Source organism: Frigoribacterium sp. MCBA15_019 (assembly GCF_001864945.1).
Lineage (GTDB): Bacteria > Actinomycetota > Actinomycetes > Actinomycetales > Microbacteriaceae > Frigoribacterium.
Map to the genome: position 1 here is coordinate 929,402 of NZ_MJGS01000001.1, position 13,033 is coordinate 942,434.

Consider the following 13,033-nt stretch of genomic DNA (forward strand, 5'->3'; position numbering starts at 1 on the left):
GGACCCGCCACCGTCCGCGCACCACCACACCGACCGACCGAGGAGTACCGCCGTGAGCGTCACCGTCCTCCTCGACGCCACGTCGATACCCGCCGACTCGGGCGGCGTGGGTCGCTATCTACGAGAACTCGTGCCGGCCCTGGCGCGTCGTGACGACGTCGTCCTGCATGTCGCCTGCCAGGCGCGTGATCTCGATTGGTTGCGCGACGGCGCACCCGATGCCCTTCTGCACCAGGTGTCACCCCGCACCACGTCGGTCGGTGTGCGTCTTCTCTGGGAGCAGCTCGTCCTGCCCAGGCTCGCCCGGCGCCTGCGCGTCGACGTGATCCACTCGCCGCATTACACGATGCCGTTGCTCAGCCGTCGACGTCGGGTCGTCACGCTGCACGACGCGACGTTTTTCTCGCACCCCGACCTCCATGGCCGACTGAAGGGTCCCTTCTTCCGCACCTGGATTCGCCTCGCGGCCCGGCGGGCTGACAGGTGCATCACGCCGAGCCAGGCCACGGCCGACGAGGTCACTCGCTGGGTGCCGGGTCGGCTCCGGCCGATCGTCGTGTCGTTCCACGGGGTGGACACCGTGCGCTACTCCCCCGACAGTCGTAGCGACGAGGCGGCGATGCGCGAGCGCCTGGCGATCGGCGACGGCGGCTACTGCGCATTCGTGGGCACCATCGAGCCCCGCAAGAACGTCGGCCCGTTGCTCGACGCGATCGTTCGACTGGACGAGCGGCGCTCCGACCTGGCACCGCGCCTCCTCCTCGCAGGCGGCCGCGGCTGGGACGACGTCACGATCGCCCGTCTCGAGGCAGCGGGACCCACGTCCCCCTACCAGTGGCTCGGCTACGTCGACGAAGGCCTCCTGCCCGCGTTCGTGTCGTCGTCGACGCTCGTGGCATACCCGAGTGTCGGCGAGGGCTTCGGCCTGCCCATCCTCGAGGCCCTGGCCAGCGGCGTCCCGGTGGTCACGACCGACCGACTCGCGGCCCCCGAGGTCGGTGGCGACGTGGCCGTTTACTGCGAGCCCGACGCCGACTCGCTCGAGACGACGCTCGAGGCGCTGCTCGACGACGAGGGCCGCCGCGACGCCCTCGGCCGCCGCGGCCGCGAGCGGGCACTCGGTTTCACCTGGGATCGCACGGCCGCTGAACACGCGGTCGTGTACCGCCACGCGGCCGGAGGCGTCTGATGAGCGAAATCCTCTGCATCACCGTCACCTTCTCTCCCGGCGACACGCTCGCGACGTTCGTCGGCTCGCTCGCGCCGAACGGCTTTCCGCCCGGCCGAGTGCTGGTCGTCGACAACGGGTCGACCGACGGGGCCCCGGAGGCGGTGGCCGCGTCCCACGACGAGGTCACGCTGGTGAGGTCCCCCGGCAACGTCGGCTACGGTCGCGCCGCGAACCTCGGCGCCACGCTGGCCGAGGACGACGAGCAGTGGTACCTGATCTGCAACCCCGACGTGGTGGCCACGCCCGGCACGGTCGAGGCCCTGTTGTCCGCGGGCCGCGCTGACCCGCGCGCCGGCGCCCTGGGTCCCAGGGTGCTCGACCCCGACGGCACGGTCTACCCGTCAGCTCGGGCGCTGCCGTCCATCCGGACCGGGATCGGCCACGCCTTGCTCTCAGGGGCATGGCCGTCGAACCCGTGGACACGTCGCTACCAGCAGCGCGACGTGTCGAAGTCAGAGAGCACGTCCGCCGTGGGCTGGCTGTCGGGCGCGTTCCTGCTACTGCGCCGCGAGGCCTTCGACCAGGTCGGCGGCTTCGACCCCGACTTCTTCATGTACTTCGAAGACGTCGATCTGGGGCGCCGGCTCGCCGAGGCCGGTTGGTCGAACCTCTTCGTCCCCGGCGCCGAGGTCATGCACATCGGGGGCGAGAGCACCGCGAGGTCGGCCGACGTGATGATCACGGCACACCACAGGTCGGCGCACCGCTACATCGCCAAGACCCACCCGGGGCCGCTCTGGCGTCCCGTCGTCGCCGCCGTCGGCATCGGGCTGCGGCTGCGTGCGAGGGTCGCCATCGCGGCGGGTCGTCGCCCGGCCTGAGCGCGGCCGGGGTTGCGACACCGCAGCGTCAGCGACCGGACCAGTCAGCGCCCGTCTTGAGGGCACTCCGCGGGATCGACAGCGAGTCGAGGGCGGCGTAGAAGCCGGTGGCGTTCAGGTTCTTGTACTGCACGCCCACGGCCTGCATGGCGTAGACCATGTCCATGGTGGTCATGTGACGCAGGGAGCGGACGCCGACCATGCAGACGTAGCCGCTTCCGACCTCGGGCAGGTTGTCGGTGCAACGGATGATGAGCATGTCGGTGTCCTTCTGTCGTGGGGATCGGGTCCGGCGCGCGGTCAGCGTCGCCAGTAGTCCGCGTTCTGGGTCAATGCCGATCGCGCGATGCCCAGAGAATTGATGACGTCGTAGAACTGGGCTCGGTTCACCTCGTAGAACGGAGTGCCGGCAACGCGCATCGAGTTGATCATGTCGATGGTCGAGAGATGGCGGAGGCTTCGGACGCCCGCGAGGACGGTGTAGCCGAGCGCCTGTTCGGTGAGACTCTCATTGGCTCGGATGATGATGACCTCGGAGTCCCTGTCGACCTCGAGCGGGATGTCGCCGACGTACGCCGGGGTGTAGTCGAAGTGCCAGGGCTCAGGCCGGCTGAACGAGTTGCCCGTGGGCATCCAACCGTACGAGGGCGCGTTCGCGTCCATCCAGCGCTTGGCCGCCGAACCGGCCGTCGCGACCCCGGCACCGAAGTCGCAGGCGATGCCCCAGCCGTGATTCGAGGTCCCCGGGTAGGCCGCGAGGTTGCCGGTGCCGTTCTGGTAGGCGTTCCAGTAGTCGACCTGTCGCGAGTACGTGCGGTACCCCTCGGTGATGGCGAGGGGGTGGCCGACGGCGTTCGAGAAGGCGAGGCTGAGGGCGAGGTACTGGCGTGCCGCATCGGTCCGCAGATAGCCCGAGCCGGCGACGCTCGCCGAGACGGGTGTCAATGCACTGGCGGGGATGTTGCCGTTTGCGTAACCGCCCCAGGCGCTCAGCTCGGCGACGGCCAGGGCCTCGGCGATGCTGTCGGTCGCCGCCGAGGTTTCGCCCAGGCTGACGGCGGCGTGTGCGGCGGCGGGCCGCAACACGGCGGCCGCACCTGTGGCGACGACAGAGGCGGCGGCGAGCGAGAGCAAGTGGCGACGATGGATTCCGCGCGTGATCTTGTCCCCCGACTCTGCCTGATCAACAGAGGAGTGCATACTCCGAAGATTGCACGGATGTCACGATCAGGCCACCCCCCGAGCGGGAGTCGGCAGAAAGGGGGACTAGCCCAGCAGGCCCATCAGGTAGGCGCCGTAGCCGCTCTTGACGAGGGGCTTGGCCAGCCGGCGGAGTTGCTCGTCATCGATCCAGCCACGCCGCCAGGCGAGTTCTTCGATGCAGCCGATCTTGTACCCCTGTCGGTGCTCGATGACGCGGACATACTCGGATGCCTGCATCATCGACTCATGGGTGCCGGTGTCGAGCCAGGCGGTGCCCCGGTCGAGAACCTGCACCTGCAGCTTGCCCGCCTCGAGGTAGCGCTCGTTGATGGTCGTGATCTCGAGTTCTCCCCTCGAGCTCGGCTCGATTCCCTTGGCGATCTCTACCACGGAGTTGTCGTAAAAGTAGAGGCCAGGGACGGCGTAATTGCTCTTGGGATTCTCGGGCTTCTCCTCGATGGAGCGGGCCGTGAAGGTCTCGTCGAAGTCGACGACACCGTAGGCCCGGGGGTTCGACACGTGGTAAGCGAAGATGACGCCGCCGTCGGGGTCGGTATTGGCGCGGAGGTTCGAGCCCAGCCCGACGCCGTGGAAGATGTTGTCGCCGAGGACGAGGGCCACCTTCTCGTCGCCGATGAACTCTTCGCCGATGATGAATGCCTGGGCCAGGCCGTCGGGTGAGGGTTGGATGGCATAGGTCAGTTCGATGCCGAGGTCGGACCCGTCGCCGAGGAGGCGCTGGAACTGGGGCGCGTCATCGGCGGTCGTGATGATCAGGATCTCGCGGATGCCAGCCGACAACAGCGTCGAAAGGGGGTAGTAGACCATGGGCTTGTCGTAGATCGGCATCAACTGCTTCGAGATGCCCTTGGTGATCGGGTAGAGACGTGTGCCGGACCCGCCGGCGAGGATGATTCCGCGCATGTCTGCCTAGTTCTCGGTTCGGTGCTGTTCGTAGAAGGCCTGGCACTCGTCCCAGGTCGGGAGGAGCCCGAGGCTTTCGGCCTCACTCAGGGTAGGGGCCGATGTGTCCTTCGGCGAGAGGAGGATGTCGCCTATGTCGTCGGGGAAGACGAGCCCGATGTCGGCGTCGAGGACACTGAGGCCCTTCTCGCGCTCGGGGTTGAAGGTCTCGGTGACGAGATAGTTCACGGTCGCGCCCTCGGTCAGGGCGACGATGGCGTGCCCCAGCCCCTCGGAGAGGTAGACCGCGCGACGGTCGACATCGTCGATGATGACGGAGTCCCACTGACCGAAGGTCGGCGAGCCGACCCGGATGTCGATGACGAAGTCGATGAAGGCCCCTCGGGGGGCCGAGACGTACTTGGCCTGGCTCGGCGGAACGAGCGCATAGTGAATGCCCCGTGCGACGCCGCGCGCGGACACCGACGTGTTGGTCTGTTTGAGGTCGAGGGGGTGGCCGACGACATCTTGCAACACGTCGTATCGGTACTGCTCGAAGAAGACGCCGCGGTCGTCCCCGTGTTGCTTCGGGGTGAACTCCCAGGCGCCAGGGATTGCCAGTTCTCTGGTCTGCACTCCGAGAGTCTAGCAACGGCCGTGTGGGGGCGGATCTCGGTCCCCCACCAGGCCGGACCCCGCGCTTCCGGCGAAGAAAACTGCGTACGCGCGCATGCGGCCGCGCAGAGCGCACCCGCTAGCATCGACTGATCCGTCCGAGAACGACCACCCCAAGGAACAAGCGTGAAAATCCTCGTCACCGGCGGAGCCGGCTTCATCGGCTCCAACTTCGTCCGCCGCACGCTCGAAGACGCCTACCCGGGCCTCGAAGGGGCCGAGGTCGTCGTCCTCGACGCGCTCACCTACTCGGGTAACGAGGCCAACCTGGTGAGCGTCGCCGACTCCCCCCGCTACACGTTCGTCAAGGGCGACATCCGTGACGGCGCCCTGCTCGACACGCTCTTCCCCGAGGTCGACGCCGTCGTCCACTTCGCCGCGGAGTCGCACGTCGACCGCTCGGTCCGCGACGCCTCGATCTTCGTCGAGACCAATGTGCTCGGCACCCAGCAGCTGCTCGACGCCGCCCTGCGCAACGACCTGAAGCGCTTCGTCCACGTGTCGACCGACGAGGTCTACGGCTCCATCGCCGAGGGCTCGTGGGCCGAGGACCGCCCGCTCGAGCCGAACTCGCCCTACTCCGCCTCGAAGGCCGGCAGCGACCTGCTCGCCCGCAGCTACCACCGCACGCACGGGCTGAACGTCTCGATCACGCGCTGCAGCAACAACTACGGCCCGTACCACTTCCCCGAGAAGGTCATCCCGCTCTTCGTCACGAACCTGATCGACGACGTGCACGTCCCGCTCTACGGCGAGGGCAACAACATCCGTGACTGGCTGCACGTCGACGACCACACCCGCGGCATCGCGATGGTGCTCGTCAGCGGCCGTGCGGGCGAGATCTACAACATCGGCGGCGGCACCGAGCTCACCAACAGAGAGCTCACCGGGATGCTGCTCGAGGCCACCGGCAAGGACTGGTCGTACGTCGACCGCGTCCAAGACCGTCTGGGCCACGACCTGCGGTACTCCGTCGACATCTCCAAGATCCGCGACGAGCTCGGCTACGAGCCCCAGGTCCCCTTCGAGAAGGGCCTCGCCGACGTCGTCCAGTGGTACCGGGACAACCGCGAGTGGTGGCAGCCGCTCAAAGAGCGCGCCGCCCTCTGATGGCCACCGCCCAGAACTCCAAGTACCTCGTCACCGGGGCCCGAGGCATGCTCGGCACCGATCTCCTCGAAGCGCTCTTCGGACGTGACGTCACGGTGCTCGGCCGTGCCGACCTCGACGTGACCGACCGGGACGCCGTCTTCGCTGCCGTCCAGGGGCACGACGTCGTCATCAACGCCGCTGCGTACACCGCCGTCGACGCGGCCGAGACCGACGAAGAGGCCGCGCTCGCCGTGAACGGCACCGCAGCCGGCCTCCTGGCCGAGGCCACCGCCTCCGTCGGGGCGAAGCTCGTCCAGGTCTCGACCGACTACGTCTTCGACGGCGACGCCACCGAGCCCTACGCCGAGGACGCCACCATCGCGCCGGTGAGTGCGTACGGCCGCACCAAAGCCGAGGGAGAAAAGCTCGCCCTCGCGGCCAACCCCGACGGCACCTACGTCGTGCGCACGGCGTGGTTGTACGGCGCCCACGGGGGCAACTTCGCGAAGACCATGGTCAAGCTGGCGGCGTCACACGACACGGTCTCGGTCGTGGACGACCAACTGGGGCAGCCGACCTGGACGGCCGACCTCGCGACGCAGATCGTCGCGTTGCTCGACTCCGACGCCCCTGCCGGCGTGTACCACGGCACCAACTCGGGCAGCGCGAGCTGGTTCGAGTTCGCCCAGGCGGTCTTCGACGAGGCCGGCCTCGATCCTGCCCGGGTGCTGCCGACGGACAGCTCGGCCTTCGTCCGACCCGCACCGCGACCGAGCTTCAGCGTCCTCGGCCACGATGCATGGACACGGGCCGGGCTGACGCCGATGCGTCCGTGGAGAGAAGCGCTGGCCGAGGCCGCGAACAGGGGAGTGTTGCAGACCGATGACCACGCTGCGAGTAGTCGTTGACCAGATCCTGGCTCCCATCCCCGGGGGCATCGGTCGGTACACCGAAGAGCTGACCCGGGCCCTCATCGAGACCGCTCCCCGCGGTTGCGAGGTCGCAGGCGTGGTGGCGGCCCATCCGCAGACCGACTACGACCGGTTGAGCGACCTGCTGCCCGGGCTGTCCCATGTCGCCAAGTCACCGCTCGGTCGCCGAGAATTGGCACTGGCGTGGCAGGGCGGCGTCGTCGGCCTCCCCGGGCGCGGCATGGTCCATGCGACCAGCCTGTTCGCCCCCCTCTACCGGCACGACCGTGCGCTCGACCCGGGAACACAGACGGTCGTCACCGTCCACGACACCGTCCCGTGGACTCACCCCGAGACCCTCACCCCACGCGGCGTCCGCTGGCACAAGGCCATGACCAAGCGCGCATTCAAGCACGCCGACGGCGTCGTCGTGCCGACCCACAGCGTGGCCCGCGAACTCGCCGAACTCTTCCCCTTCGGAGACCGCCTGCGTGTCATCGGTGGGGCGGTGAGCCCCAAGCTCGCCGTTCCTGCGGACGCCGACGAGGTCGCCGATTCTCTCGACCTGCCCGAGCGCTACGCACTGAGCGTCGGCACGCTCGAACCGCGCAAGGGCATCGAGCCGCTCATCCAGGCTCTTGCACACCCCGACGCGCCCGACCTGCCGTTGCTGATCGTCGGACCCGAGGGCTGGGGTGACGTCAAGGTGGCCGACCTGGTGGCCGCCGCCGGCCTGCCCGCCGACAAGGTCCGCACCATGGGCTTCGTGTCAGACGAACAGCTGGCCGTGCTGCTGCAGCGGGCCTCGGTCTTCGTGTTCCCCAGTCTCGCCGAGGGTTTCGGGCTGCCGGTCGTGGAGGCCTTCAGCCTGGGCACGCCCACCATCGTCTCGGACGCGCCCGCCCTGCTCGAGGTCGCGGCCGACGCAGCCGTCAGCGTGGCCCGTGAAGACGCTGCGGGTTACCCTGAGCGGCTCGCGCAGGCCATGTTCCAGGTCGTCTCCGACGTCGAACTGTCGACTCGTCTCGGCATCGCCGGGATCGACCGTGCACGAGCCTTCAGTTGGCGGGACTCGGCCGACAAGGTGTGGCAGCTCCACGCCGACCTCTGAACCACAGCGCGGCCCGAGGGGCGACGTGAGCGCCCCACGGTGCCGCGCCGCGCCTCCTCGTCCCGCCGGGTTGCGTCGTCAGACGGCAGCCCTCGAGGGACGCTCCAGGTCGGACGTCAGGGTGTGGGGGCCGAGGTCGTGGCCTGGGCCACCGCGGCCCGCATCGCGTCGTAGTCGGGGTAGACGTTGTCGTAGGTCGGCGGCACGAGCTCGAGGCTGGTGATCTGCTGCGACTTGGCCTTTACGGCCAGGTCGACGAAGGCGGCCAGGGCCCCTTGCGGGATGTCGGTGTCGACGGTCTGCACCCCTGCCGACGCGACGGCCTGGAACTTCGACAGCACCGTCGCCGGCTGGAACTGGGAGAGCAGAGCCTGCTGGACCTCTCGTTGACGAGCCATGCGGTCGTAGTCGCTGGTGCCGTGCCGGGCCCTCGCGTACCAGAGCGCGTGATAGCCGTCGAGCTTCTGGTCTCCGGGCTCGATCCAACCGTCGACGTTGATCGGCTGGCCGTTGCGATCGACACCCCCGTTGATCGGGATGCGCTGCTGCACGTCCACCTGGATGCCACCCAGGGCGTCGATGAGGTCGACGAAGCCCTGCATGTCGATCAGGGCGTAGTACTGCACGGTCAGGCCCGTGATGCCCTCGACCGCATCACGCATCGCCTCGACACCGGGGTTGCTGCCCTTCGACTCGGCGTCGGGGTAGAGGTCGGGGTGCTCCTCCCCGTAGGTGTAGAGGAAGCTCACGAGGCAGTCGTCGCCGCAGTCGTAGCCGTCGGGGTAGTCGCCGTACAGCGGCGACCCCGCGACGAAGGGTGCGTCGTACAGGTTGCGGGGAATGCCCACGATGGTGGTCGCGCCGGTCTCGGCGTCGATGCTGGCGACCGAGATGCTGTCGGGGCGCAGACCGGTGCGGTCGGCCCCGGCGTCGCCGCCGAGCAACATGATGTTGTAGCGCCCGTCGACGGGAGGCGCGGCGTCGGCCCTCGAGGTGAAGAGACTGTTGAGCAGACCGTGCTGCACCCCGGCGAGGTAGGCCCCGTAGGCGGCGGGTCCGACGGTCACCACCATCAACAGCACCATGGCTCCGGCGATGAGGCCGCGGGCCGAGGGGGCCGTCCGGACGATGCGGGCCAACCGGAGCGTGTCGACGGTCAGCACCACCCACAGCACCGCGTAGTACGCGAGGAAGACCTGGACGACGGTCAGGGCGACGACGTTGGTCGCGATCTCGATCAGGGGCGAGCGGAAGGCGAACGCCAGGACGACGACGACGACCGCGACCGCCCAGAAGACGAGGGTGGAGGCGAGCCCCCACCGGCCGAGGCGGCGACTACCCGCGAGCACCTGCGCCGACCCGGGCACGACCACGTTCAGCAGGACGAGCACCCACGCCCGCTTCGTCATGAACGGCTCGGAGGTGACGTCAGGATGACGGACGGGCAGAGAAGCGCTCACAGCGATCGACGCAGGTCGGCGTTCTTCTGCTCGACCAGCTCGGCGAGGGACTCGGCGTGGCGGGCCAGCCGCTCGGCGACCACCGGGTCGTGCGAGCCGATGATGCGGGCCGCGAGCAGACCGGCGTTCACCGCGCCGCCGATCGAGACCGTCGCCACGGGGATGCCGGCCGGCATCTGCACGATCGAGAGCAGCGAGTCCAGGCCGTCGAGCTTGGCCAGGGCCACGGGCACACCCACCACGGGAAGGGTCGTGACCGACGCGATCATGCCGGGCAGGTGCGCGGCTCCCCCGGCCCCGGCGATGATGACGGACAGTCCACGACCGGCGGCATCGCGACCGAAGGCGATCATCTTGTCGGGCGTGCGGTGGGCCGAGACGACGTCGACCTCGTGCGGGATGCCCAGCTCGGACAGGACGGTCGAGGCCCCCTGCATGGTGGGCCAGTCGCTGTCGGAGCCCATGACGATGGCGACCTTCGCGGGTACGGCGGGGTCGTTCGGGCGCACGTCGGTGCTCTTCGGGTCGGACACGGACTAGAGGATAGCCGTCAGTCGGTGAAGAACTCGACAGCGGCGCGCGCCCGGAAGACGGCCTCGTCGAGGTCGTCGCCGACCACGGTGACGTGCCCGACCTTGCGACCCGGCCGGGGATCTTTGCCGTAGTCGTGCACCTTGACCGCCGGCTGGTCGGCCATGAGGGCGGGCAGACGGTCGGCCATCGACCCGGTCGCGGGCCCGCCCAGCACGTTCAGCATGACGCTCCACGGCCGGTGGGGGGCCGTGTCGCCGAGGGGCAGGTCGAGCACGGCCCGGAGATGCTGTTCGAACTGGCTCGTGGTCGACCCGTCGATCGTCCAGTGCCCGGTGTTGTGCGGCCGCATGGCGAGCTCGTTGATCAACAGGCGGTCGTCGGTCGTCTCGAAGAGCTCGACGGCCAGGACCCCGGTGACGTCGAGCCGTTCGGCGACCGTCCGCGCGATCTCGTCCGCCACGTCGGCCAGGCGACCGGCGCTCGAGGGCGCCGGGGCGAAGACCTCGGAGCACACCCCGTCGCGTTGGATGGTCTCGACGAGGGGCCAGGGGACGATGTCGCCGCTCGGCCGTCGGGCCACGAGCTGCGACAGTTCGCGCCGGAACGAGACGAGCTCTTCGACCAGGAGCGCGCCTCCGTTGCCGTCCTCGGCCAATGCGCCGAACCAGTCGTCGGCGTCGTGGGCCGCCGAGACCACGCGAACGCCCTTGCCGTCGTAGCCACCCCGCGCGGTCTTGACGACCGCCCGGCCACCGTGGTCGGCGAGGAACGCCTCGAGCTCGGTGGCGTCTCGGACGGACGCCCAGTCGGGAACGGGCAGTCCGAGCTCGGAGAGCCGCTGACGCATCACGATCTTGTCCTGCGCGACGGCCAGCGCGGACGGCCCGGGGTGCACGCGCACGCCCGCGTCGACGAGAGCGGCGAGGACGTGCTGGGGAACGTGCTCGTGGTCGAAGGTGATCACGTCGACCGTGCGGGCGAAGTCGAGGACGACGTCGACGTCGTGGTAGTCGCCCACCCGGGTCGCGGCCAGCCGGGCCGAACTGCCCTCGGCCTCGGCGAGGACGCTGATCTCGATGCCGAGGTGGACGGAGGGCGGGATCATCATGCGGGCCAGCTGCCCTCCGCCGACGACTCCGACGCGGTAGGTCATTTCGACTCCTGACTGCGCGACCGCCCCACGGATGCGAGGATGGCGGGCACGCGAACGATCGCGGTCGACCCGAAACCGTCCGGCCGGGCCCGATCCATCTTGGCCGATCCCCGAAGGAGATGCATGCTGCGCCTCGCCAGACAGCTCGTTCGGTACGGGCTCATCGGTCTGTGCGGACTAGTCGTCGACCTCGGCGTCTTCAACGCCCTGCGCCTGACGGTCCTCGACCCTGAGGTAACGGCGGGCGGGCCCGTCCTCGCGAAGGTCGCGTCGAGCATCGTCTCAATCGTGGTCGTCTGGTTGGGCAATCGGTTCTGGACCTTCGGCGACACTCGCCGTGACGGTGCCGCGCGCGAGGCCGTCGAGTTCTTCGCGGTGGCGCTCGGCGGCATGGTGATCGGGCTGGCCTGCCTGTGGGTGTCTCACTACGTGCTCGGGCACCGCTCCGCCCTGGCCGACAACGTGGCGTCCAACGTCGTGGGGCTCGCCCTCGGCACGGTGTTCCGGTTCACTCTCTACCGGCTGTGGGTGTTCCACCCGTCTCGCACGCGGCCGACGCTGGAGGCTGACACCTCGCAGGGCCACGAGACGCGTCTCGAGACCGCGACCCGCTAGGGCCGGCCGAGCGCCCGGTACTCGAAGCCCGCGTCGCGCCATTCCGCGGGGTCGAAGACGTTGCGGGCGTCGACGATGCGACGACTCGAGACCAGCGCGGCGACCTCGGCCGGCCGGAGCGCCTTGAACTGCTTCCATTCGGTGAGGACCAACACGAGCTCGGCGCCGCGGAGCGCGCTCGGGACGTCGTCGACGTAGCCGAGGTCGGGGGCCAGCCGGGCGGCCGTCTCGTTGGCCTCGGGGTCGTGGACGACCACGTCGGCGCCCGCGGCGTGGAGTCGGCGGGCGACGTCGAGTGCCGGCGAGTCGCGGACGTCGTCGCTGTCGGGCTTGAACGCCACACCCAGCACGGCGATGCGCGCCCCCCGCACCTCGTCGAGCATCTCGCCCGCGAGGTCGACGACGCGGTCGCGGCGACGGAGGTTGACGGCGTCGACGTCGGCGAGGAAGTCGAGGGATTCGAGGCCCAGCTCGCGCGAACGGGCCCGGAAGGCCCGGATGTCCTTCGGCAGGCATCCGCCGCCGAAGCCCAGGCCTGCGTTGAGGAACCGCCGGCCGATGCGGGCGTCGTGCCCGATGGCGTCGGCGAGCTGCGTCACGTCGGCGCCGGTGGCCTCGGCGATCTCGGCCATCGCGTTGATGAACGAGATCTTGGTCGCGAGGAACGCGTTGGCCGAGACCTTCACGAGCTCGGCCGTCGCGTACCCGGTCACGAGGCGGGGCGTGCCTGTGGCGAGTGCCGTCGCGTAGACCTCGTCGAGCACGGCCGTCGCACGCTCACCGGCGTCGCCGGAGGGCACGCCGTAGACGAAGCGGTCGGGAGCGACGGTGTCGGCCACGGCGAAACCCTCGCGGAGGAACTCGGGGTTCCAGGCCAGATCGGCCCCCGAGGAGGCGCGGACCAGGTCGGCGAGGCGGCTCGCGGTGCCGACGGGAACGGTGGACTTGCCCACGACGAGGTCGCCGTCGGCGAGGTGGGGCAGCAGCCCCTGGACGGCGGCGTCGACGTACGTCAGGTCGGCCGCGTCGCTGCCCGCCGTCTGGGGGGTGCCGACGGCGACGAAGTGGACCTGCGAACCCGCGGCGTCGGCGGGGTCGGTCGAGAACCGCAGTCGACCCGAGTCGAGGGCGCGGCGGAGGGCCTCGGGCAGGCCGGGCTCGAAGAAGGGCGCGTGGCCCGACGAGAGCATGTCGATCTTGCGGGGGTCGACGTCGATGCCGACGACCTCGTGCCCGAGGTCGGCCATGCACGCGGCGTGCACGGCTCCGAGGTACCCACAACCGATGACGGAGATTCGCATGCACACACCCTATGGCGTGCCCG

At 69.5% G+C, this 13,033-nt stretch carries 14 protein-coding genes; 6 read left to right on the forward strand and 8 right to left on the reverse strand.

Annotation, left to right across the window (positions count from 1 at the left end; translation table 11 throughout):
- The first annotated feature begins 52 nt into the window (after positions 1 to 52).
- Entirely contained in the window at positions 53 to 1,189 is a 1,137-nt protein-coding gene (locus BIV04_RS04370; protein ID WP_071254368.1) for a glycosyltransferase family 1 protein, read from the forward strand.
- Positions 1,189 to 2,052, forward strand: coding sequence for a glycosyltransferase family 2 protein (locus BIV04_RS04375; protein ID WP_071254369.1), 864 nt, complete (start codon positions 1,189 to 1,191; stop codon positions 2,050 to 2,052). The genes BIV04_RS04370 and BIV04_RS04375 overlap by 1 nt, the downstream gene beginning before the upstream one ends.
- Before the next feature lie 28 nt (positions 2,053 to 2,080).
- Here the strand turns inward: BIV04_RS04375 and BIV04_RS04380 are convergent, their stop codons facing one another.
- The 4 genes from BIV04_RS04380 to BIV04_RS04395 form a co-directional block, all read right to left on the reverse strand.
- Positions 2,081 to 2,311 carry a hypothetical protein gene (locus BIV04_RS04380; RefSeq protein ID WP_071254371.1) on the reverse strand — a complete coding sequence of 77 codons (231 nt, stop codon included), beginning with the start codon at positions 2,309 to 2,311 and terminating at the stop codon, positions 2,081 to 2,083.
- Positions 2,312 to 2,352: 41 nt separating this feature from the next.
- Complete coding sequence (locus BIV04_RS04385) at positions 2,353 to 3,186, reverse strand: D-alanyl-D-alanine carboxypeptidase family protein (protein ID WP_071254373.1); 834 nt, start codon at positions 3,184 to 3,186, stop codon at positions 2,353 to 2,355.
- A gap of 132 nt (positions 3,187 to 3,318) precedes the next feature.
- Positions 3,319 to 4,179: a glucose-1-phosphate thymidylyltransferase RfbA gene (gene rfbA, locus BIV04_RS04390; protein ID WP_071254375.1), complete on the reverse strand. Its 861-nt coding sequence runs from the start codon at positions 4,177 to 4,179 to the stop codon at positions 3,319 to 3,321.
- A 6-nt stretch (positions 4,180 to 4,185) separates the two neighbouring features.
- Positions 4,186 to 4,794 (reverse strand): dTDP-4-dehydrorhamnose 3,5-epimerase family protein, encoded by a 609-nt coding sequence (locus tag BIV04_RS04395; RefSeq protein WP_071254377.1) that lies wholly within the window; start codon positions 4,792 to 4,794, stop codon positions 4,186 to 4,188.
- 165 nt (positions 4,795 to 4,959) lie between these two features.
- Here BIV04_RS04395 and rfbB point away from each other — a divergent pair, with 165 nt between their 5' ends.
- The 3 genes from rfbB to BIV04_RS04410 are packed head-to-tail and all read left to right on the forward strand — an operon-like array spanning position 4,960 to position 7,947.
- Entirely contained in the window at positions 4,960 to 5,943 is a 984-nt protein-coding gene (gene rfbB, locus BIV04_RS04400) for a dTDP-glucose 4,6-dehydratase (protein WP_071254379.1), read from the forward strand.
- Positions 5,943 to 6,833: a dTDP-4-dehydrorhamnose reductase gene (gene rfbD, locus BIV04_RS04405; RefSeq protein ID WP_071254381.1), complete on the forward strand. Its 891-nt coding sequence runs from the start codon at positions 5,943 to 5,945 to the stop codon at positions 6,831 to 6,833. Before rfbB ends, rfbD begins: the two co-directional genes overlap by 1 nt.
- Positions 6,808 to 7,947 carry a glycosyltransferase family 1 protein gene (locus BIV04_RS04410; protein ID WP_071254383.1) on the forward strand — a complete coding sequence of 380 codons (1,140 nt, stop codon included), beginning with the start codon at positions 6,808 to 6,810 and terminating at the stop codon, positions 7,945 to 7,947. The genes rfbD and BIV04_RS04410 overlap by 26 nt, the downstream gene beginning before the upstream one ends.
- A 116-nt stretch (positions 7,948 to 8,063) precedes the next feature.
- Here BIV04_RS04410 and BIV04_RS04415 read toward each other — a convergent pair whose 3' ends face one another.
- The 3 genes from BIV04_RS04415 to BIV04_RS04425 all read right to left on the reverse strand — a co-directional run bounded on the left by BIV04_RS04415 (position 8,064) and on the right by BIV04_RS04425 (position 11,094).
- Entirely contained in the window at positions 8,064 to 9,356 is a 1,293-nt protein-coding gene (locus BIV04_RS04415; RefSeq protein WP_255364137.1) for an LCP family protein, read from the reverse strand.
- A gap of 47 nt (positions 9,357 to 9,403) precedes the next feature.
- The gene (gene purE / locus BIV04_RS04420) at positions 9,404 to 9,871 is read right to left on the reverse strand and encodes a 5-(carboxyamino)imidazole ribonucleotide mutase (RefSeq protein ID WP_071254804.1); all 468 of its coding nucleotides are present in this window, start codon (positions 9,869 to 9,871) and stop codon (positions 9,404 to 9,406) included.
- 86 nt (positions 9,872 to 9,957) lie between these two features.
- Entirely contained in the window at positions 9,958 to 11,094 is a 1,137-nt protein-coding gene (locus tag BIV04_RS04425; protein ID WP_071254386.1) for a 5-(carboxyamino)imidazole ribonucleotide synthase, read from the reverse strand.
- Between the two features lie 123 nt (positions 11,095 to 11,217).
- Here BIV04_RS04425 and BIV04_RS04430 point away from each other — a divergent pair, with 123 nt between their 5' ends.
- On the forward strand, positions 11,218 to 11,709 hold the full coding sequence (locus BIV04_RS04430; protein ID WP_071254388.1) for a GtrA family protein: 492 nt from the start codon (positions 11,218 to 11,220) through the stop codon (positions 11,707 to 11,709).
- Here BIV04_RS04430 and BIV04_RS04435 read toward each other — a convergent pair.
- The gene (locus BIV04_RS04435; protein ID WP_071254390.1) at positions 11,706 to 13,010 is read right to left on the reverse strand and encodes a UDP-glucose/GDP-mannose dehydrogenase family protein; all 1,305 of its coding nucleotides are present in this window, start codon (positions 13,008 to 13,010) and stop codon (positions 11,706 to 11,708) included. The two genes, BIV04_RS04430 and BIV04_RS04435, sit on opposite strands and share 4 nt — an antisense overlap.
- Positions 13,011 to 13,033 lie beyond the last annotated feature (23 nt).

Bases quoted from the DNA above. Each gene is read 5' to 3' on its own strand.
- BIV04_RS04375 (WP_071254369.1), top strand. From the start codon at position 1,189: ATGAGCGAAATCCTCTGCATCACCGTCACCTTCTCTCCCGGCGACACG.
- BIV04_RS04380 (WP_071254371.1), bottom strand. From the start codon at position 2,311: ATGCTCATCATCCGTTGCACCGACAACCTGCCCGAGGTCGGAAGCGGC.
- rfbA (WP_071254375.1), bottom strand. From the start codon at position 4,179: ATGCGCGGAATCATCCTCGCCGGCGGGTCCGGCACACGTCTCTACCCG.
- rfbD (WP_071254381.1), top strand. From the start codon at position 5,943: ATGGCCACCGCCCAGAACTCCAAGTACCTCGTCACCGGGGCCCGAGGC.
- BIV04_RS04410 (WP_071254383.1), top strand. From the start codon at position 6,808: ATGACCACGCTGCGAGTAGTCGTTGACCAGATCCTGGCTCCCATCCCC.
- BIV04_RS04415 (WP_255364137.1), bottom strand. From the start codon at position 9,356: ATGACGAAGCGGGCGTGGGTGCTCGTCCTGCTGAACGTGGTCGTGCCC.
- purE (WP_071254804.1), bottom strand. From the start codon at position 9,871: ATGGGCTCCGACAGCGACTGGCCCACCATGCAGGGGGCCTCGACCGTC.
- BIV04_RS04425 (WP_071254386.1), bottom strand. From the start codon at position 11,094: ATGACCTACCGCGTCGGAGTCGTCGGCGGAGGGCAGCTGGCCCGCATG.
- BIV04_RS04430 (WP_071254388.1), top strand. From the start codon at position 11,218: ATGCTGCGCCTCGCCAGACAGCTCGTTCGGTACGGGCTCATCGGTCTG.
- BIV04_RS04435 (WP_071254390.1), bottom strand. From the start codon at position 13,010: ATGCGAATCTCCGTCATCGGTTGTGGGTACCTCGGAGCCGTGCACGCC.